The organism is Methanohalobium sp., assembly GCF_018609725.1.
Taxonomy (GTDB): Archaea; Halobacteriota; Methanosarcinia; order Methanosarcinales; family Methanosarcinaceae; genus Methanohalobium.
On sequence record NZ_JAHENT010000141.1, the window covers coordinates 1 to 18,411 of the forward strand.

Annotated in this window: 20 protein-coding genes and 1 tRNA gene; 14 read left to right on the forward strand and 7 right to left on the reverse strand. The window is 38.0% G+C overall.

What is annotated here, in order from left to right:
• The 3 genes from QZ276_RS09455 to QZ276_RS09465 form a co-directional block, all read left to right on the forward strand.
• Nucleotides 1-654: amidohydrolase family protein (locus QZ276_RS09455; protein ID WP_292487429.1), on the forward strand; the 654-nt coding region annotated here is incomplete at its 5' end.
• Between the two features lie 20 nt (nucleotides 655-674).
• Nucleotides 675-1,910 carry an adenosylhomocysteinase gene (locus QZ276_RS09460; RefSeq protein ID WP_292487430.1) on the forward strand — a complete coding sequence of 412 codons (1,236 nt, stop codon included), beginning with the start codon at nucleotides 675-677 and terminating at the stop codon, nucleotides 1,908-1,910.
• A 59-nt stretch (nucleotides 1,911-1,969) separates the two neighbouring features.
• Complete coding sequence (locus QZ276_RS09465; protein ID WP_292487432.1) at nucleotides 1,970-3,160, forward strand: NAD(P)/FAD-dependent oxidoreductase; 1,191 nt, start codon at nucleotides 1,970-1,972, stop codon at nucleotides 3,158-3,160.
• Here the strand turns inward: QZ276_RS09465 and QZ276_RS09470 are convergent, their stop codons facing one another.
• Nucleotides 3,161-3,664 carry an amino acid-binding protein gene (locus QZ276_RS09470; RefSeq protein ID WP_292487434.1) on the reverse strand — a complete coding sequence of 168 codons (504 nt, stop codon included), beginning with the start codon at nucleotides 3,662-3,664 and terminating at the stop codon, nucleotides 3,161-3,163.
• 320 nt (nucleotides 3,665-3,984) lie between these two features.
• Here QZ276_RS09470 and QZ276_RS09475 point away from each other — a divergent pair, with 320 nt between their 5' ends.
• On the forward strand, nucleotides 3,985-5,292 hold the full coding sequence (locus QZ276_RS09475; protein ID WP_292487436.1) for an isopropylmalate synthase: 1,308 nt from the start codon (nucleotides 3,985-3,987) through the stop codon (nucleotides 5,290-5,292).
• Nucleotides 5,293-5,341: 49 nt separating this feature from the next.
• Here QZ276_RS09475 and QZ276_RS09480 read toward each other — a convergent pair whose 3' ends face one another.
• On the reverse strand, nucleotides 5,342-6,376 hold the full coding sequence (locus QZ276_RS09480) for an isocitrate/isopropylmalate dehydrogenase family protein (RefSeq protein ID WP_292487437.1): 1,035 nt from the start codon (nucleotides 6,374-6,376) through the stop codon (nucleotides 5,342-5,344).
• Between the two features lie 419 nt (nucleotides 6,377-6,795).
• On the opposite strand from QZ276_RS09480, the gene QZ276_RS09485 reads away from it, so the two are divergent.
• The 8 genes from QZ276_RS09485 to QZ276_RS09515 all read left to right on the forward strand — a co-directional run bounded on the left by QZ276_RS09485 (nucleotide 6,796) and on the right by QZ276_RS09515 (nucleotide 12,566).
• Nucleotides 6,796-7,656, forward strand: coding sequence for a TatD family hydrolase (locus QZ276_RS09485; protein WP_292487439.1), 861 nt, complete (start codon nucleotides 6,796-6,798; stop codon nucleotides 7,654-7,656).
• Between the two features lie 44 nt (nucleotides 7,657-7,700).
• Nucleotides 7,701-7,949, forward strand: coding sequence for a type II toxin-antitoxin system HicB family antitoxin (locus QZ276_RS09490; RefSeq protein ID WP_292487441.1), 249 nt, complete (start codon nucleotides 7,701-7,703; stop codon nucleotides 7,947-7,949).
• A gap of 56 nt (nucleotides 7,950-8,005) precedes the next feature.
• Entirely contained in the window at nucleotides 8,006-10,828 is a 2,823-nt protein-coding gene (gene uvrA / locus QZ276_RS09495) for an excinuclease ABC subunit UvrA (RefSeq protein ID WP_292487442.1), read from the forward strand.
• Between the two features lie 112 nt (nucleotides 10,829-10,940).
• A complete protein-coding gene (locus tag QZ276_RS09500) occupies nucleotides 10,941-11,147 on the forward strand; it encodes a hypothetical protein (protein WP_292487444.1) in 207 nt (68 codons plus the stop codon).
• Nucleotides 11,081-11,401, forward strand: coding sequence for a uroporphyrinogen decarboxylase family protein (locus QZ276_RS11485; protein ID WP_342765721.1), 321 nt, complete (start codon nucleotides 11,081-11,083; stop codon nucleotides 11,399-11,401). The genes QZ276_RS09500 and QZ276_RS11485 overlap by 67 nt, the downstream gene beginning before the upstream one ends.
• Complete coding sequence (locus QZ276_RS11490) at nucleotides 11,401-11,598, forward strand: uroporphyrinogen decarboxylase family protein (RefSeq protein WP_342765722.1); 198 nt, start codon at nucleotides 11,401-11,403, stop codon at nucleotides 11,596-11,598. The genes QZ276_RS11485 and QZ276_RS11490 overlap by 1 nt, the downstream gene beginning before the upstream one ends.
• Nucleotides 11,599-11,632: 34 nt before the next feature.
• Nucleotides 11,633-11,992, forward strand: a complete 360-nt coding sequence (locus QZ276_RS09510) for a uroporphyrinogen decarboxylase family protein (protein WP_292487446.1) — start codon at nucleotides 11,633-11,635, stop codon at nucleotides 11,990-11,992.
• Nucleotides 11,993-12,398: 406 nt separating this feature from the next.
• Nucleotides 12,399-12,566, forward strand: a complete 168-nt coding sequence (locus tag QZ276_RS09515) for a hypothetical protein (protein ID WP_013194261.1) — start codon at nucleotides 12,399-12,401, stop codon at nucleotides 12,564-12,566.
• Nucleotides 12,567-12,574: 8 nt separating this feature from the next.
• Here the strand turns inward: QZ276_RS09515 and QZ276_RS09520 are convergent, their stop codons facing one another.
• The 5 genes from QZ276_RS09520 to QZ276_RS09540 form a co-directional block, all read right to left on the reverse strand.
• The gene (locus QZ276_RS09520) at nucleotides 12,575-13,228 is read right to left on the reverse strand and encodes a DUF2284 domain-containing protein (RefSeq protein ID WP_292487449.1); all 654 of its coding nucleotides are present in this window, start codon (nucleotides 13,226-13,228) and stop codon (nucleotides 12,575-12,577) included.
• Nucleotides 13,229-13,303: 75 nt separating this feature from the next.
• Nucleotides 13,304-14,641, reverse strand: coding sequence for an adenylosuccinate lyase (gene purB / locus QZ276_RS09525; protein ID WP_292487451.1), 1,338 nt, complete (start codon nucleotides 14,639-14,641; stop codon nucleotides 13,304-13,306).
• A gap of 153 nt (nucleotides 14,642-14,794) precedes the next feature.
• Complete coding sequence (locus tag QZ276_RS09530) at nucleotides 14,795-14,917, reverse strand: hypothetical protein (protein ID WP_292487453.1); 123 nt, start codon at nucleotides 14,915-14,917, stop codon at nucleotides 14,795-14,797.
• 111 nt (nucleotides 14,918-15,028) lie between these two features.
• On the reverse strand, nucleotides 15,029-15,487 hold the full coding sequence (locus QZ276_RS09535; RefSeq protein WP_292487455.1) for a DNA polymerase ligase N-terminal domain-containing protein: 459 nt from the start codon (nucleotides 15,485-15,487) through the stop codon (nucleotides 15,029-15,031).
• An 81-nt stretch (nucleotides 15,488-15,568) separates the two neighbouring features.
• Nucleotides 15,569-15,640, reverse strand: a tRNA-Arg gene (locus QZ276_RS09540).
• 277 nt (nucleotides 15,641-15,917) lie between these two features.
• Between QZ276_RS09540 and glgP the strand changes: the two genes are divergently transcribed.
• Together glgP and QZ276_RS09550 are read left to right on the forward strand one after the other, a co-directional pair.
• A complete protein-coding gene (glgP, locus tag QZ276_RS09545; RefSeq protein ID WP_292487457.1) occupies nucleotides 15,918-17,594 on the forward strand; it encodes an alpha-glucan family phosphorylase in 1,677 nt (558 codons plus the stop codon).
• 37 nt (nucleotides 17,595-17,631) lie between these two features.
• The coding region (locus QZ276_RS09550; RefSeq protein ID WP_292487459.1) for an amidohydrolase family protein at nucleotides 17,632-18,411 on the forward strand (780 nt) is incomplete at its 3' end.

Here is an 18,411-nt window from a genome sequence, read left to right on the forward strand (position 1 = left end):
GAGAGTGAATTAAATCAAATGAAACAGCATTATGGGATGTGTTCAGTCAACCTTTTGGACAGGCTTGGATTTTTAGGTCCAGATGTACTTGCAGCACATTGTGTCTGGTTGTCGGATGATGACATAGAAATACTTCGAGGACGGGGAGTCCATGTATCCCATAATCCAGTAAGCAACATGAAACTTGCATCTGGGGTAGCGCCTGTACCCAAGATGTTGGATAGGGGTGTAAATGTCTCACTGGGAACAGACGGCTGTGCATCAAATAATAATCTGGATATGTTTGAAGAGATGAAAACGGCGGCACTTCTTCATAAGGTAGAGAGCCTTGACCCGACAGTACTACCGGCACGGCAGGTGCTTGAGATGGCAACAACCAGCGGAGCGAGAGCACTTGGGGTAAAAAGCGGAGTCCTGAGAGAAGGGTGTAATGCAGATGTAATCATAGTAGATATGAACAAACCTCACCTCACACCATTGTATGATATACATTCACACCTTGTATATTCTGCATCAGGTAGTGATGTCAGTACGACCATAGTTGACGGTCGGATACTTATGCAGGATTATGAAGTATTTTGTATGGATGAGCAAGATGTACTGGACAGAGCCAGAACTGCTGCAACCGGTCTTTTAGAGCGAGCTAAATTCTGATATAGAAAGGAGTTTTAAAAATGGTGGATGATACATTACTCGAGTCCGGTAACCAGAAGATAGAGTGGGCAAGGAACCACATGCCTGTACTGTCGATAATAAGGGATGATTTCGCGTTTGAAAAACCACTTAAAGGTTGCAAAATAGCCATGGCACTGCATGTGGAAGCCAAAACCGCCGTCCTTGTGGAGACACTTGCAGCAGGGGGTGCTGAAATCGCTATAACCGGTTGTAATCCCTTAAGTACACAGGACGATGTTGCTGCAGCATTGGATACAAGAAACAATGTTTCATGTTTTGCAAAGTATAATGCATCTAGAAATGAGTATTATGAATCCATTAATAAAGTGCTGGATATTAATCCGGATATAACCGTAGATGATGGTGGAGACCTTATTTTTACACTTCATAAAACCCGTCAGGAATTACTCTCTGGTATTAAAGGAGGTACAGAAGAAACCACTACCGGTGTTTATAGACTCGATTCCATGAGTAAAGACAATGCTTTAAAAATGCCGGTGATAGCTGTAAACAACGCATTTACCAAGTACCTTTTTGATAACCGGTATGGTACAGGTCAGTCAACATGGGATGCTATAAATAGAACCACCAATCTGTTGGTGGCGGGCAAAGATGTCGTTGTTGCCGGTTATGGATGGTGTGGGCGTGGCTGTTCCATGCGTGCAAAGGGTCTTGGTGCCAATGTAATAGTAACCGAAGTCAATCCTGTAAGGGCACTCGAGGCGCGTATGGATGGTTATCGTGTAATGACAATGGAGGATGCTGCAAAAATAGGTGAGATTTTTATAACAACTACAGGTAATGTTTCAGTACTTACCAGAGACCACTTTAAATTAATGAAAGACGAAGCAATCCTTGTCAATTCCGGTCATTTTAATGTGGAAATCAATATTGAAGATCTTGAATCCGTGTCAAAAACAGTGCGTATAGTACGTGAAAACATCAAGGAGTACCATCTTGGTGACCGCAGAATATATTTACTTGCGGATGGCCGTCTTGTAAATCTTGCAGCAGGAGATGGTCATCCTGCAGAAGTAATGGACATGAGTTTTTCAAATCAGGCGCTTTGCGTTCGCCATCTTGTAGATAATGACTTTGATACCGATGTGCACGCAGTACCACCGGAAATAGATACCTATATCGCCGAACTGAAGTTAAAGGCACTTGGGATTGAAATCGATGAATTAACTACAGAGCAGGAAAAATATATGCGTGAGTGGGAACACGGTACATAATCTAATTAAACCACTAAATCCCAATTCTTTTATATCCAGTATAACTACTTGACAAAGTTATGAAATACGATGTAGTTGTTGTAGGAGCAGGTCCTGCAGGTTCAATAGCATCTCGTTACGCTGCGCTCAATGGTGCAAGTGTATTGCTAATTGAAGAACATCAATCCATTGGTTCTCCTGTAGGATGTACTGGACTACTCAGCACCAGAGCAGTTTCTGAATGTGACCTTGAACCTTCAGATGATTTTGTATTAAATAATGTGAAAGGTGCATTTATATACTCAACTGATGGAACATCCCTGCAAATTGATGGCGGACATACTAAAGCGTACGTGGTTTCCAGAAAGATATTCGATAGAAAACTTGCACAAACGGCAGTGGAATCAGGTGTAGATATACTTTTAAGGACAAAAGCTGTAGGAATCGAAAACAGTTCAAGTATCCAGAAACTTCATGTTTTAAAAGAAGGTGTAGAACAAACAATTAAAGCACATGTTGTAATTGGTGCGGACGGGATTCGCAGTAATATTTCTAGGATGGTAGGTCTTGGAAATGTAAAAAAATTTATTTCTGGTATACAGGTTGATGGAGTATATGAATCCAGAAACAGTGAATTTGTAGAACTTTTTCCTGGTTCATACGCACCGGGTTTTTTTGCATGGACAGTACCCCTTTCAGAAAATGTGTCCAGGATAGGACTTGGGACAACTGAACCAGATGCCGTTCAATATCTGAACCGTTTAATAAAATCAAATCCAGAAATATCCGAAAGATACCAGGGTAGTATTATGGATTTTGTTGTAGGTGCTATACCTCTGGGTACACTGGATAAAACCTTTACAGATGGTGTTATCGTTGTAGGCGATGCAGCAGGACAGGTTAAACCTACCTCAGGTGGTGGGATATATCCCGGAGCAGTTTGTGCAAAAATTGCTGGCGAAGTTGCAGCAAAATCAGCTTTAAAAGCAGACCCATCAAAAAACAGTCTGGTAGAATATGAAAAACGATGGAAGTCAAATATAGAAAAAGAACTTGATACAGGTATGAAAATCCATGAGTTTATTACAAACCTGAAGGATGAACAACTCAATGACCTTCTACATTCTATGAACAATCCCAAAATACTGGACACAATAACAAAATACGGAGATATGGACCACCCATCGATATTGGTTAAAAAGATGATGCACCCATCCAATTCGAAACCTGTTCTGAAAATATGCTGGTCACTTGCAAAAACTGTTATTTAATTAATATATACTCACTCCTTTAACTGTACTCAGTTTCAAAATTTCATCAACAAGGTATCCCGGGACTTTTGAATCTGTTATAATGGTAAGTTTTGGCTCATCCTTAAAATAAGGGTCATCTGAAACTGCTTGCCTTATACTTATACCATGGCTTGCAATCACAGTAGCAACTTCAGCAAGTATACCGGTACTTGCAGCGTCCTCGGGTGTGATTATGATCACACCCAGTTCCAGAGAAGGAGCAACGTCCCTTAAAAATGGTATAGATGTAATATTTTGAAAAATCTCTTTAAGCATTTCGTCTTTTAATATTGTATCAGTTGTAGCATCGATTACCCGTCTGTCAACATTGGCTTCTCTTGCAAGCTGGGTATGAGGTATCTCTATTTTTCCGGATTTGACCTTTTTCTCATTATCTACTTGGAATCCCCTTTCAAAAAGAATTCTTAAAACTTTTTCTTGTGCAGGATGATTTTTGAATTTTTCAATTATGGGTCTCCACATGGAATCACATCTATTATGGGTTATTTGTTGCCTATAAACATTGTTATAAATTAAAATATTGTCGTGTTGCAGATGTTTTATATATTTTAAAATTAGTTTAAAAGTGATTTGCAACAATCTTTTATTAATGAATTGGTTATATAACATAGTATTAGTTTAATTATAAACCACAGGTTTAATGAGATTGACCTTAAAACAGAGATTACATATCGTAGTGTTCATATAATAGCAAAACCGATAATAACACCTACATAAATAAATGTCATTAAAATTAATTAAAGATGACAATAATTGCTCATAACATCCCGAGGAGGAATTCAGTGAAAGTCTACAGTGATTATTATGACCTGCCCAAAATAAAGCTTCCACATAATCAGGAAGTTTTTATTAGTGACAGTACCATCCGTGATGGTTCTCAGATGCCCGGAATTGTAATGAAACCGAGCCATAAACTACAGATTTATGAGTACCTTCATGAAATTGGAATTGAAAAGCTGGAAACTTTTGTTTTCAATGAAAGAGACCGTAAAGCTGTATATGAAATGTTTGACAGGGGATATGAAAAACCCGAAATTACAGGGTGGGCAAGGTCATCAGAAAAAGATATAGATATGGTTCTGGATGTTGATGGTATTGAAGAAACCGGTTTGTTGATGTCTGTTTCAGATTCTCACATATTTGATAAAATGGGATTGCCCAGCAGAGAAGCTGCACAAGAAAAATATCTTAATGCAATCCAGTATGCAGTTGATCATGGATTACGTACAAGAATTCATATTGAAGATATGACGCGTGCTGATAATTATAATTTTGTCTACCCCATGATAGAAAAGATTCTGGAAATAGACCCTGAAACTACTGTAAGAGTATGTGATACATTAGGTTATGGAGTACCGTTTCCTGATGTGGATGAGCCATACGGACTACCTTCTATGATAAATCATCTGAAAAATGAACTGGGCGCGGTTAATATAGAAACACATATACATGATGATTTTGGGCTTTCACTTGCCAATTCTCTGGCAGGATACTGGTATGGAGCTAACTGGTCCAGTCTTACATTTTTGGGTGTAGGAGAACGTGCAGGTAATGCTGAAATGGAAAAATTGCTTTTATTCCTATCCCAACGTGTAGAAGGTTTTGAAAAATACAATCTTGAACCTATAGCAGATATCGCCAATTTCATAGAAAAAGAGCTGGGTATAAGAATCCCCAAGAACAAAGCGGTTGTTGGTAAAAATATATTTGCTCATGAATCAGGTATCCATTCTTCAGGTGTAATCAAAAACCCGTTTACCTATGAGCCTTTTAAACCAGAAACTGTAGGCAGGGAGAGAGAAATTCTTGTAGGTGAATCGTCAGGTATCGGTGTTCTCAGGCACAAGGTACAGGAAGTTTTGAACGAACTGATGGATGTTAATACTGAGATTGATAAAAATGACCCACGTTTGAAAAAGATTCAATATGAAATCCAGTCACTTTATGATAATGAACAGAGGCAGTCGTGTATTTCAGATGAGGAAATACGGTCTTATGTCCAGAAGTATTTTCTGTACGAACCACTGGTGAAAAATAAACCCTCTAAAAAAGAATATTATAAGGAAAACGATGAACATAGCGGTTATTAAACAAAAAGGGTATAAGTATAGTCTGGCTTATACCCACTAATATTTGATTTTAAAGTTTTTCCAGTTCTTTTTCTGTAAATTCAGCAATTCTGTTTGCCATTTCACTGAGTTTGGCACTGCCTCCAAGGTCGTAGGTTATGTATTTTCCTTCTTCAATTACATTTTCGACAGCATTGAATATTGACTGAGCCTGTTTTTTCTCGTCGAGATAATCAAGCATCCATGCTCCTGCAAGTATGGTTGCTACAGGATCGACTTTATCCTGTCCCTTGTATTTTGGAGATGACCCATGAGCAGGTTCAAACATGGCGAAATTATCTCCGATATTGGCAGAATAAATAAGACCTATACTCCCTATAAGAGCTGAACATTCTTCACTTATTACATCCATAAACAGGTTGGTAGAAAGCAGTATCTTGTTGTTGAAGTTCTGGGGGTTTTTAATCAACTGCTGGGCGATGTTGTCGATGTGATATTCCCATATATCAATGTCTGGATAATTTTCACCTACTTTATGGACTTCCTCTAAGAATACACCATCTGTTTGTTTCAGGATGTTACTTTTATGAATGGCTACGACTGTATCGTAATTACGTCTTTTTGCTTCTTCAAAAGAGTATTCTGCAATTTTTCTGCATGCAGTCCTTGTGACTTTTCTTAGTGCGATGTGTGCATCTTCGGTAATTCTTGATTCTTCACCAAAATAAAGCCCTTCGGTAGCTTCTCTTACGCAGACAAAATCCACATCTCCAAGTGGTGCGCTGGTGTTTGGGAATGTCTTGGTCGGGCGTACATTTGCATAGAGGTTGTATCTCTGTCTGATGGACACAGCCACACTTTTTGGAGTGCCTATGCCTCCGGGTGTAGTAGTGGGTCCTTTAAAGCAGGCATCAGCGTTTTCAAGAACATCCCATGTTTCATCAGGAATCAGTGTGTTGCCACCGTTTTCTTCCCACCATCTTGCTCCTGCTTCACAGGGTACAAATTCTACATTGGTTTTTGCTGCGTTTACTACTTTCATCATCGCTTCTACAAGTTCAGGACCTACTCCATCACCTTTTATTACTGCTGCTTTTTTACTCATTTTTAATCACCGAGTCCTCTTAATATGTATTTTAGTATAAAATCCCGCTCTATTTAACCATTGATATTTGAAAACGTTACTTAAATTTATCATGGATTTATGGTTCATTTATTTATAGTGTTGAAAAATTTTAGTAAATTAATGTCAAATATAAAGTAAGTATTCTAGGATTTATAAGATGGAATACAATGTATTAATATTAATTATTTTGTTGATTGCTGTGATGATTTGGTACAGGTGGAAATATAATAGTTAATAAGAACTAATTGTAATCTGTTTATGAGATTTTTAATGTTTAAACAAGTATTAGGGTTAATTTATTTACTAATTCTTACAGTTTTAAATTATCGATATATTCTCACAATTTTCCATCCAAATATTTTATTTCAGATAAACCCATTCTTGGATAAAAAGATGTGATGAACATGTCTGTAAAATCCAGTTTTCCAATAACCGATAATCACATGCATATCGACCCGAGAGGACGGGGATTGTCCGCAGTAAAGGATTTTAAAAATGCAGGTGGAACTCATATTTTCCTTGTTACAAAACCGAGCTGGACACTCGGTGTCAAGGTTTCAAAGCCTCAGGATTATACTGCTGTTTTTGATGAAACCATTGATATTACACGACAAACAGAAGATATAGGTGTCAAATCGTTTCCAGTTCTGGGTGTTCATCCCGCAGAAATCAACAATCTTACCGATAACCTCGGTATAAAACTGGAAGATGCAGTAGAAGTTATGAAAGGTGGACTTGACCTTGCGGCTCAGTATGTCAGAGATGGATATGCTGTAGGAATAAAGACGGGTAGACCGCATTATCCTGTATCAGATGAAGTATGGAGGGCATCCAACGATGTCATGGAACATGGTTTTTCACTGGGTGCAGAAATTGACTGTGCAGTACAGCTTCACACCGAAAGCGCCGGAGAACCTGAACTTAATGACATTACAAAAAGAGCAAAACGCAGTGGTATCAACCTGCACCGTGTTGTTAAACATTATTCTCCACCAATGGTAAATGTATGTGAAAATCTGGGAATTTTTCCCGGAGTTCTTTCAGGTAAAGAAGCGATTGAAACTGCATTCAAAGAGGGTAGCAGGTTCATGATGGAGACCGATTATATCGATGACCCACAGCGACCCGGTGCAGTCATGGGTCCAAAAACAGTTCCCAAACGTACCTTGAAAATGGCAGAAATATATGATGAAGATGTATTCTGGAAAGTTCATAAAGAAAATCCTGAAAAGGTTTATGATGTTGAAATTAAAATTTAACCCGAAACCTTTAATTTATCAATCCACATTAAAACTTTAACTCCATGCAAACTAATCCAAAAACCCAGTTACCTGTTACCGTGCATGAAGAGGACAATGGTTACCTTGTAAAATGCCCTTTTTTTAAAGAATGTGAAGTAAGAGCAGAAACTCTTGATAAAGCACTGGAAAATATCAGGGATGCAATAAAGACATGCATCAGAGATGGTAATGATTACAGGATACAAAAATTCTGTACAATTAAAAAGTGCCACTTTCATACAGTAACAATAGATGAAATCTTAGATGTTTGACCGACTGGTCTTACACAATTTTGAAAAACCAAATTAAAAAATAACGGATTATAATCATGTCATTAAACAGTATTATTATCAGGGGAGCAAAAGAACACAACCTGAGCAACATTGATGTCACACTTCCAAGAGACAAATTCATTGTTATAACAGGTCTGAGCGGTTCTGGCAAATCGTCTCTTGCATTTGATACTATATATGCGGAAGGACAGAGGCGTTATGTTGAATCACTGTCAGCTTACGCCCGTCAGTTCCTTGGATTGATGGAAAAACCAGATGTAGAATATATTGAGGGGCTCTCTCCTGCCATTTCAATTGAACAAAATACCACAAACAAAAACCCGCGGTCAACGGTAGGTACTGTTACAGAAATATATGACTATTTTCGGCTGTTGTTTGCCAGAATCGGTAAAAGACAGTGTCCTTATTGCGGTAGAAGAATCGAGCCACAGAGTATAGACCAGATAGTGGACAACATAATGAATCTCCCTCATAAAAGCAAGATATACATTTTAAGCCCCATCATTAGAGAACGAAAGGGTGAATACAAAAAATTGTTCACTGATTTGCAGTCAGAGGGATATTCCAGAGTAAGAGTTGATGGGGATGTTGTATCACTGGATGAAACCGATGAACTGGAGCTTGGGCGTTACCAGAAACACAATATCGAAATAGTGGTTGACAGACTGGTTATAAAAGAGGGAATTGAAGACCGTCTTTCTGAAGCTGTAGAAACAGCGATTGAGAAAAGTGGCGGCACAGTGATGGTAAATGTTGTAGATGTTGAAGAGCAGATATTTAGTGAAAAACTTGCCTGTTCTGATTGTGGAATCGGGTTTGAAGAACTGGAGCCACCAGCGTTTTCATTTAATAGCCCACAAGGAGCGTGCCCCGAATGTCACGGACTGGGTACAACAATGGAATTCGACCCTGAACTTATAGTTCCAAATCCGAATCTCACTATGCATCAGGGAGCAGTTGAACCCTGGAGCAAAAAAGACGGATATCATATGCAGTCTCTTGAGTCACTTGCAGACCATTATGGATTTTCTATGGATGTGCCATACAAAGACTTGGATTCCAATATCAAAAACATAATCATGTATGGTACAAATGAAAAAATACCTCTTGAGCATGTCGGAAAACGTGGAGGTGTATGGAAACGGAGAGGACGTTTTCGTGGAGTTGTTTCTTATCTGTCCCGTGTTTATAATAAAACAGAATCTGAAAACACAAAGGATAAACTGAACAAGTATATAAGCAATAAACCATGTCCTGAATGTAATGGTAAACGTTTAAAGCCGGAAGTTCTTGCAGTAACCATTGATGATAACAATATAATAGATATAACCGAAAAATCGGTTGAGAATTCTCACCACTTTTTTGAAAAACTTGAAACAAAACTGGATTCGCGTGAATATGCAATAGCCCGCATGATATTAAAAGAAATAACATCCAGACTGGGTTTCCTCATGGATGTAGGGCTGGATTATCTGACACTTAGCAGATCTGCATCCACCCTTTCAGGGGGAGAAGCCCAGAGGATAAGGCTTGCCACCCAAATTGGCTCAAGTCTTATGGGTGTGCTCTATATCCTTGATGAACCAAGTATAGGTCTGCATCAAAGGGACAATATACGCCTTATAAATACACTCAAACACCTCAGAGACCTTGGAAATACGGTTCTGGTTGTAGAACATGATGAAGAAACAATTCTAAATTCTGACCATGTTGTTGACATGGGCCCCGGTGCGGGGATACATGGTGGTAATGTAATATCTGAAGGTACACCTGAAGAAATCAGAGAAGATGAAACCTCACTTACAGGACAGTACTTGAGCAAAAAGAAGGATATAGAAGTACCAGAAAACAGACGAGAATCCAAGTCCAGCTTATCACTTGTTGGAGCAGGAGAAAACAATCTAAAAAATGTAGATGTAGATATACCACTGGGGGTCATGTTGTGTGTGACCGGTGTATCGGGCTCAGGAAAAAGCACACTTATAAACGATACTCTTCATAAGGTGCTTGCCCAGAAACTCCATCGTGCAAAAGAAAAACCTGGTACATATAAAGATATAAGTGGTCTGGAAAATGTAGATAAAGTTATAACCATCGATCAGTCGCCCATTGGACGCACTCCAAGGTCTAATCCTGCAACATATACCAATGTATTCACACCAATAAGAGAATTGTTTGCACAAACACCACTTGCCCGTGCAAGAGGTTATAAACCGGGAAGGTTTAGTTTTAATATTCGCGGTGGAAGATGTGAAACCTGTTCAGGTGACGGTATAATAACCATTGAAATGCATTTCCTGCCTGATGTCCATGTACAATGTGAGGTATGTAATGGTAAACGATACAACAGAGAAACACTGGATGTATTATACAAGGGTAAAACAATATCAGATGTCCTTGAAATGACCGTTGAAGAGGCACTGGAATTTTTTGAAAATATACCCAAGATTAAAAAACGATTGCAGACCCTGTATGATGTAGGTCTTGGTTATATCAAACTTGGTCAGTCATCAACTACACTATCAGGTGGAGAAGCCCAAAGGGTAAAACTTGCATCTGAACTTAGCAGACGTTCAACAGGGAATACCTTATATATTCTTGATGAACCTACTACTGGTCTGCATTTTGAGGATGTAAAAAGATTGCTTTCAGTCCTCCAGAGACTGGTAGATGCAGGAAACACGGTTATTGTAATCGAACATAACTTGGATGTAATCAAAACAGCAGACTGGTTAATAGATCTTGGTCCTGAAGGCGGTGAACATGGAGGTAGAGTAATTGCAGAGGGGACACCTGAAACGGTGGCAAAAACCCAGGGGTCATATACAGGTGAATTTTTAAACCGTATGCTTGAATAATGTACTCCTTTATAAAAATGAAAATCTTTTTATGTGTTTTTAACACAAATATATTATTACAGTGTTATAGGGGAGTTATAAATGACAACAAGAATGACCACCTTCTGAACGCATGGCTACTGTTATGTCCGGGCAAAAACTTGACCGTGTACCTGTAGTTCCTTTTATTCTCGGGTATGCGGCAAATATGACAGGAATCTCACTCGGAGATTTCTATGCAGACGGAAACAAGTGTTTTGATGCACAGCATCCATGCGTCTTCATGGTTATGAACAGACACCAATGTATGGGTATGCTTCATGTGGAGCATGGGAATTAGGTGGTAAGATTGATTTTCCATATCGAAAGGGTCAGGGAGCACCTTATGTTGAGGAACATCCAGTAAACACGGTCGAAGATGTTGAAAATCTAAAAGTGCCTAATTTTAGAAATGAATTACCTGGCGCTTATAAAGAAGCTGATAAAGTTGCTTCCAAATGTGCAGAACGCGGAATGCCTGTTACATTACAGATAGGTAGTGTATTTACTGCTGCATCGGTGGTTGCTGAAACATCTAAATTTTTAATTGGATAGTGACCAAACCCGATGTCGTGCACCAGATTCTTGATAAGTTAAGTGATATGTTTATCAATGCTATTGATTATTTTGCAGATAAATATGGTCCAAAAAACCTACTACCATTCGACGGGGGTCCGTCTGAATCAAATACCATGATATCATCAAAGATGTTTGAAGAATTTGCTTACCCCTACGTGAAAAAAAATACATGACCATGTAAATGAACGGGGAATCCCAGCGGTTCTGATGCATCCATGTGCAGACCAGAACGCTAACATTCCCTATCATGTCAAAATGAGGGAAGAAAATGATTGGTCAGGTAAATATGTCTGGTTATTTGGACCAGAAACATCTATAAAAACACAAATAGATGCATTCGGTGATCATGATATAATCTGTGGCAACATAAATCCACCGCTATTTCAAAGCAGCACCTACGAAGAAATTCTGGAAATTTGCCGCGAAAACATCGAAGAGGGTATAAATGCTCCAAACGGCTATATATTGTCATCTGGTTGTGAATTTCCACCAAATGCTGCCCCGATTAAAGTAATGGCAATGGTTGATGCGGCAGAGATGTATGGAAAATATGTATGGAAAATATAGCTAAATTTGAGAAGAAGTTTGCTACCCAGCCTGTGGATAACCCCCTATTATACAGGCAGGGTAGCCAGAACTAATTTAAACCACATCTCCCCGATGGTTGAACCCCCACTCAACCATAAAATCCGCTCGTCTCTACTTTAAGCAGATGTAGAATTATTCCTCATCCTCTACGTCTGCTGTCAATCTCTTTATTATGAGGTATAGGTATATATAATAAATGATGCTGTTAATTTTTTTGCGTTAAATATTATAAAGGCGTTGAAATTTTTGGCAGCTTTAAACTTTTAAAGGTGTTGTTCTAATATTTATATACGTATGTATATATTTAGACAATCATTTTAAATACCTCTACGAACATATCTTTATGTGTATATAGATAATATATTCATGATTTAGTGGTTTAATTATGCAGAAAAAAATAAATGATGATGCTATGGAAAATGACTTGCGTTATCTTGATAACATAATCAAAAAACAGAAATCAAAAAGGAAAAAACCATCTTCTGATGTTGCAAGATGGAAAAGGCAAGTGCTGTTTAGAAAACAGCTTAAAGAACAGGGGATTATTAAATAAATTATCTTTCAGCCAAGCAGTATCAGTGTATACTGTGATGGGATGTCATTTTCCACGGGGAATTTTTGAAGTGGAGTTCCCAATTTTTCAAGAGTTTTATCCAGTCTCACTCCAAGTCCCATAAGACAGGGTCTGCGGATTGTAGGGTGATGACAGTTTCCTTCAAATCCTGAGCAGCTGACATTTGAGTAGTCGCTATTGGCGCACCATGTACACATTCCCGGAAACGTAGCAAGGGCGGTGTTATATCCGAGATACCATGCAAGTTTTTCGAGTTCAAGGCTTCCCGGCTGTATCCTTTCTTTCCTTTCTTTCATAACGGTTTTAAGGTTTTGCTGGTGTTGTTGTTTTGTATCCTCGTTGTCAGGAGGGGATACACTATATTTTACAAAGTTTTCACTAATTTCTCTTGGAAACCTATTTTCTGACTTCCAGTTCACAAGGAGTGCCCAGTCATATTCACCCAGTATTTTTCTGAACTCATCGACTGTAGGTATAAAAGGGGGACAGACATGACTGCCGTATCCGTTGCATCCGAATATACATTTCAAAGTGGTTCGGTTCTCAACAATAATATTTTCTGAAGGAATTAACCTGACACTGTTTGCTCCCTGTTCTTTTGCCTTTTCTTCCAAGAGTTTGTAATTTTTATCAGATATCATCTTAATATAAAACAGGTTTAATAGAATTTAGAGTTTATGCAACCCAAAAAATGATTGGGGAATGTTAATTTTGGATTATTCTTTTTTCAGTTTTTCTACAACAGCATCTACTTGTTCTACAGCAGTACCTATATACTTGTAAGGGTCTACAAGCTGTACAACTTCTTCGTCGTCAAGATATTGTGAAACTTCTGAATCTTCCAGCAGAACATCTTTTAAATGTCTGCCGCTTTCATGTGCCTCCATTGCGTTTCTTCGCACAATTTCGTGGGCGTTTTGTCTGCCAGCACCCTTTTTGGCAAGTTCTATCATTACTGCTTCTCCCATATTGAGACCTTTAAGTAGTTCAAGATTGTGATGGATATTTTCTGGATAAAATCTGAGGTTTTCAACAATACCAGTACCAAGTTTTAGTATATGGTCCGTAAGCACGCAGGATTCAGGAAATACAACCCTTTCAGATGATGAATTAGTTAGGTCTCTTTCATCCCAGAGAGTGTTGTTACTGAGTTCTGGTTCTATCATAGATCTTATGATACGGGCAAGTCCGCATATCTGTTCTGATTTTATGGGGTTTCGTTTATGCGGCATGGTTGACGAACCAACTTGTTTTTTACCAAAACTTTCCTCTACCTCTGCTATTTCACTCCTTTGAAGGGTACGTATTTCTATTCCGATTTTATCCAGAGTGGTAGCAACGTTAGCCATCCACATAACAAATTCTGCGTGTCTGTCTCTCTGGATAATCTGGTTTGAGACATCCACTGAACTTAGACCAAGATATTCCATTGCTTTTTTCTGTAATTCAATACCTTTTTTACCAAAAGCAGCCTGAGTACCGACGGCACCGGTCATCTGTCCTACAAGTATCCGGGGTTTCATCTGTATTAGACGCTCAAGATGGCGTGAAATTTCAGAAGCCCAGATTGCAAATCTCAACCCATAAGTTGTGGGAACTCCTATCTGTCCGTGGGTGCGACCTGCACAAACTTTATCTTTATTTTTTTCTGCCTGATTTACAAGAGCTTGCATCAAATTGTTAATTTTACTTTCAAGTATTTCCACTGCATCTTTTATCTGCAAACCTGTTGCGGTATCCAGCATGTCATTGGATGTTGCTCCAAAATGAACCCATTTACCGGAATCATCTGGGCATTGTTCTGAAATGCCAAGCACAACTGCCATCATATCATGATTAATTTCATCTTCGATTTCCTTAACACGTTCAAGTTTAACAGAATCAATGCTTTTTGCAATTTTATCTGCAGCATCTTGTGGTATGAGCCCTACATCAGCCTCGGCTCGGGCAAGTGCGACTTCTACATTCATGATTTTGTAGAGGCGGTTTTCTTCACTCCAAACGTATTTCATTTCTTCTGTTCCATAGCGGTATTCGATTGGATGGATTGCCATTCTGATATTCACCTATTATACTTTGTACTGAATAAATCTAACAATGGTGAAAGTTTATTTAAAATAAATAGGCTTTGAATTTGATTAAAAAAGAGTAATTAAACCTCTACAAAATAAAAAAAAATGAAGGAAGAAAAATTTCAGGAATTCCTTTTATTTGGATTCTTCCTGTTCTTCTGCAAGAACAAATTTTTTGCCGCAAAGGTCACAGTTTCCATCCTCTGTAACACTTGGCTGTCTTGGTGCATCGCCACCACAAACTCCGCATTTTACCATTTAACTCACCTCCCCCGAGTTATCTAATGTATCATTTCTAATATTGTCAGTTGAACATATATATTTAATTGTTATTTTTTATTCGTTGATTATTATTTAATTTATGTGGCTTTAATCATTTTTCTTTTTAAAAAATAACCAGCTGTTTTTATCCTTTCCGTATTTTGTTTTTATGAGCACATAATCACCTTCCAGTTTATCGCCTTTTAACCTGAATATGATTTCTTTATCCTCGGTTTTAACAGGTTCAAAAGTTCCTTTATCCCAAATTTCAACTGTCCCTGCACCGTACTGTCCTTCGGGGATTTCGCCTTCAAAATCTGCATATTCAAGCGGATGGTCTTCAGTCTGTATCGCAAGACGTTTTACGTCAGGGTTTTTCGATGGTTCTTTTGGAATCGCCCAGCTTTTTAAAACTCCGTTTATTTCAAGGCGAAGGTCATAGTGTAGTTTACTTGCATTATGTTTCTGGATTACATATACAGGATTTTCTGGTTCTGATTTTCTGCTACTTGGTGAAGGTTCGGGAGTTTTTTCAAAATCTCTTTTTTTGCTGTACTCCTCAATCATGTATAAAATAATGGTTGCTATAGTATAATAGATTTTTTAAAGTATTTAAAAAGCAGTTATGAGTTGGAGTAGGAAATTACACGGGCCTGCTGGGACTCGAACCCAGGATATAAGCTCCGGAGGCTTATGTGCTATCCGCTACACTACAGGCCCTTTAGAAGTATTATTAATATTACCAAGAAAGTTATAAATTTAATGCATTTGTATATGTTACCATATACTGAATTTATTAAAGTATATTCGGGATGTTAAATGTTTAAGGCTACTGTAACTCCAAGACCAGATGGTATGAAGGGGTTAGGACATAGAAACAATAATGTCCCTTTAGCAATCCAAAAGAATAAAAATTATTTTTATTGGTACAACATGATTTAATAGTTGTCAATTATAATATATGTATATTAAAATTTGTAATTAGAGGTACTCTGTAATGGATGATTTGAAAGGAGTTTTTAACGAGCATAAAATTGCTTATTTTTCCATGGAAATAGGTCTTTCCAACGATATACCCACCTACGCAGGCGGGCTCGGTGTACTGGCAGGAGATACTATAAAGTCAAGTGCGGATTTAAACCTTCCTATAATTGCCTTAACGCTTGTCAGCAAAAAGGGTTTCTTTAATCAGCATTTTGATGAAAACGGCTGGCAACTCGAGTCATATGAAGAGTGGGACCCTTCAAAATATGCTGAATTACTGGAACCTGAAATTAATTTAAAAATTGAAAATAGGAACGTGAAAGTTAAAGCATGGCTTTATAAGTATTACAGCTTTACAAAGGAAATGATACCTATACTATTCCTTGATACTGATTTTGAAGAGAATGAACCTGAAGACAGAGAAATAACACATTATCTTTACGGAGGTGATGAAAAGTACCGGTTAAAACAGGAGATTGTTCTTGGTATAGGTGGAGCCAGAATTATTGATGCACTGGAACTGGATATCAGGAAATACCACATGAATGAGGGTCATTCAAGTCTTCTCACTCTTGAGTTGCTGCATAATCATAATATGGATGATGAAAAAGTAAGGGATTTATGTGTTTTTACCACACATACACCGGTTAAAGCAGGTCATGATACATTCCCCTATACTCTTGTAGAGGAGCTGTTTGGAGATAATGAGGATATAGAACTGCTAAAAAAATACAGTGATTCTGATAAACTTGATATGACCCGTCTTGCTCTAAACTTATCTGATTATGTAAATGGAGTTGCCAAAAGGCACAGAGAAATATCAAAGCAGATGTTTCCAGGGTATGAAATAAATACAATAACAAATGGGGTTCATACATATAACTGGACATGTTCATATTTTAAACAACTTTATGATGAATTTGTACCTGGATGGGCAACTGAGCCTGAGTTACTGGTAAGAGCCAGTAATATGCCGTATGGTCTGATATGGGAAGCACACAATAAAGCCAAGAAGGACTTAATAGACTATGTCAATGAAAAAACGGGTAAAGATATGGATTATGAAACATTGACTATAGGTTTTTCCAGGCGTGCTGCTGAATATAAAAGACATTCATTTATATTTACAGACCTTGAAAGGCTTAAAAAGGCAAATTATAAAGGAAATATACAGTTCATTTTTGCGGGAAAAGCTCATCCAAAGGATGAAGCAGGTAAAAAAATTATACAGAATATATTTGGGTATATAAAAGAACTGGAAGGACAAATCAAAATAGCATATCTAGAAGATTATGACATGGAACTTGCATATAAAATGGTGTCAGGAGTGGACATATGGCTTAATACACCCATGAGACCTTATGAAGCTTCAGGTACAAGCGGAATGAAAGCGGCTCATAACGGTGTAATTAATTTCAGTGTGCTTGATGGATGGTGGATAGAAGGTTGGATAGAAGGTGTAACAGGCTGGAGTATAGGTCCAAAAAGTTATGAATACAGTTCAGAAGATAAAATTGCAAAACAGGAAATTGATGATTTTTACAATAAACTGGAATATGTCATAATACCGACCTATTATGAAAGAAGAAATGACTGGATAAAAATAATGAGCAATTCAATCAGCATGATTGCATACTATTTTAACACACATCGAATGATGCGAAGGTATGTAACAGAAGCATATCTATAATTTAAGTTATCTAGTGAATTATTTTTTGAGGGTAAATATGGCAGATATAATAATCAAAAACGGTTCTATCCTGACAATGGATTCTTATGAGTTAACACAGGGTGTAGTTGTAATAGAAAACGGTATCATAACAGAGGTAGCAGAATCCACTGAACAGGATGCAGACCAAATCATCGATGCAAAAGGCTCAGTTGTGATGCCGGGTTTTGTCAATACCCATACTCATACAGGTATGACATTGCTTAGAGGATATGCAGACGACTTTCCGCTTGATGAATGGCTCAAGAATTACATCTGGCCTGTTGAAGACCAGTTAACAGATGAAGATACATATATAGGAACAAAACTTGCATGTCTGGAAATGATAAAATCAGGCACAACCTCATTTGCTGATATGTTTATTCATATAGATAAAGTAGCCCAAGCAGTAAAGGATTCGGGTATGAGGGCTGCTCTTTCATATCGGATGATAGAAGCAGGAGATGAGGGAAAAGGTAAATCTGAACTTGATACGAATAATAGATTTATAAATGATTGGGAGGGGAAAGCTAACGGTAGAATATCGGTGATGTATGGGCCACATGCCCCTTATACATGTTCTGAAGGTTTCTTGTCAAAATTAAAAAAAGAGTCAAATCACGACAATGTCGGCATCCATATCCATGTTCTTGAGACCGAGAGTGAATTAAATCAAATGAAACAGCATTATGGGATGTGTTCAGTCAACCTTTTGGACAGGCTTGGATTTTTAGGTCCAGATGTACTTGCAGCACATTGTGTCTGGTTGTCGGATGATGACATAGAAATACTTCGAGGA

Coding starts and splice junctions, on each gene's coding strand:
- QZ276_RS09460 (WP_292487430.1), top strand. CDS start 675: ATGGTGGATGATACATTACTCGAGTCCGGTAACCAGAAGATAGAGTGG.
- QZ276_RS09465 (WP_292487432.1), top strand. CDS start 1,970: ATGAAATACGATGTAGTTGTTGTAGGAGCAGGTCCTGCAGGTTCAATA.
- QZ276_RS09470 (WP_292487434.1), bottom strand. CDS start 3,664: ATGTGGAGACCCATAATTGAAAAATTCAAAAATCATCCTGCACAAGAA.
- QZ276_RS09480 (WP_292487437.1), bottom strand. CDS start 6,376: ATGAGTAAAAAAGCAGCAGTAATAAAAGGTGATGGAGTAGGTCCTGAA.
- QZ276_RS09485 (WP_292487439.1), top strand. CDS start 6,796: ATGAACATGTCTGTAAAATCCAGTTTTCCAATAACCGATAATCACATG.
- QZ276_RS09490 (WP_292487441.1), top strand. CDS start 7,701: ATGCAAACTAATCCAAAAACCCAGTTACCTGTTACCGTGCATGAAGAG.
- uvrA (WP_292487442.1), top strand. CDS start 8,006: ATGTCATTAAACAGTATTATTATCAGGGGAGCAAAAGAACACAACCTG.
- QZ276_RS09500 (WP_292487444.1), top strand. CDS start 10,941: ATGGCTACTGTTATGTCCGGGCAAAAACTTGACCGTGTACCTGTAGTT.
- QZ276_RS11485 (WP_342765721.1), top strand. CDS start 11,081: ATGCGTCTTCATGGTTATGAACAGACACCAATGTATGGGTATGCTTCA.
- QZ276_RS09510 (WP_292487446.1), top strand. CDS start 11,633: ATGCATCCATGTGCAGACCAGAACGCTAACATTCCCTATCATGTCAAA.
- QZ276_RS09515 (WP_013194261.1), top strand. CDS start 12,399: ATGCAGAAAAAAATAAATGATGATGCTATGGAAAATGACTTGCGTTAT.
- QZ276_RS09520 (WP_292487449.1), bottom strand. CDS start 13,228: ATGATATCTGATAAAAATTACAAACTCTTGGAAGAAAAGGCAAAAGAA.
- purB (WP_292487451.1), bottom strand. CDS start 14,641: ATGGCAATCCATCCAATCGAATACCGCTATGGAACAGAAGAAATGAAA.
- QZ276_RS09530 (WP_292487453.1), bottom strand. CDS start 14,917: ATGGTAAAATGCGGAGTTTGTGGTGGCGATGCACCAAGACAGCCAAGT.
- QZ276_RS09535 (WP_292487455.1), bottom strand. CDS start 15,487: ATGATTGAGGAGTACAGCAAAAAAAGAGATTTTGAAAAAACTCCCGAA.
- glgP (WP_292487457.1), top strand. CDS start 15,918: ATGGATGATTTGAAAGGAGTTTTTAACGAGCATAAAATTGCTTATTTT.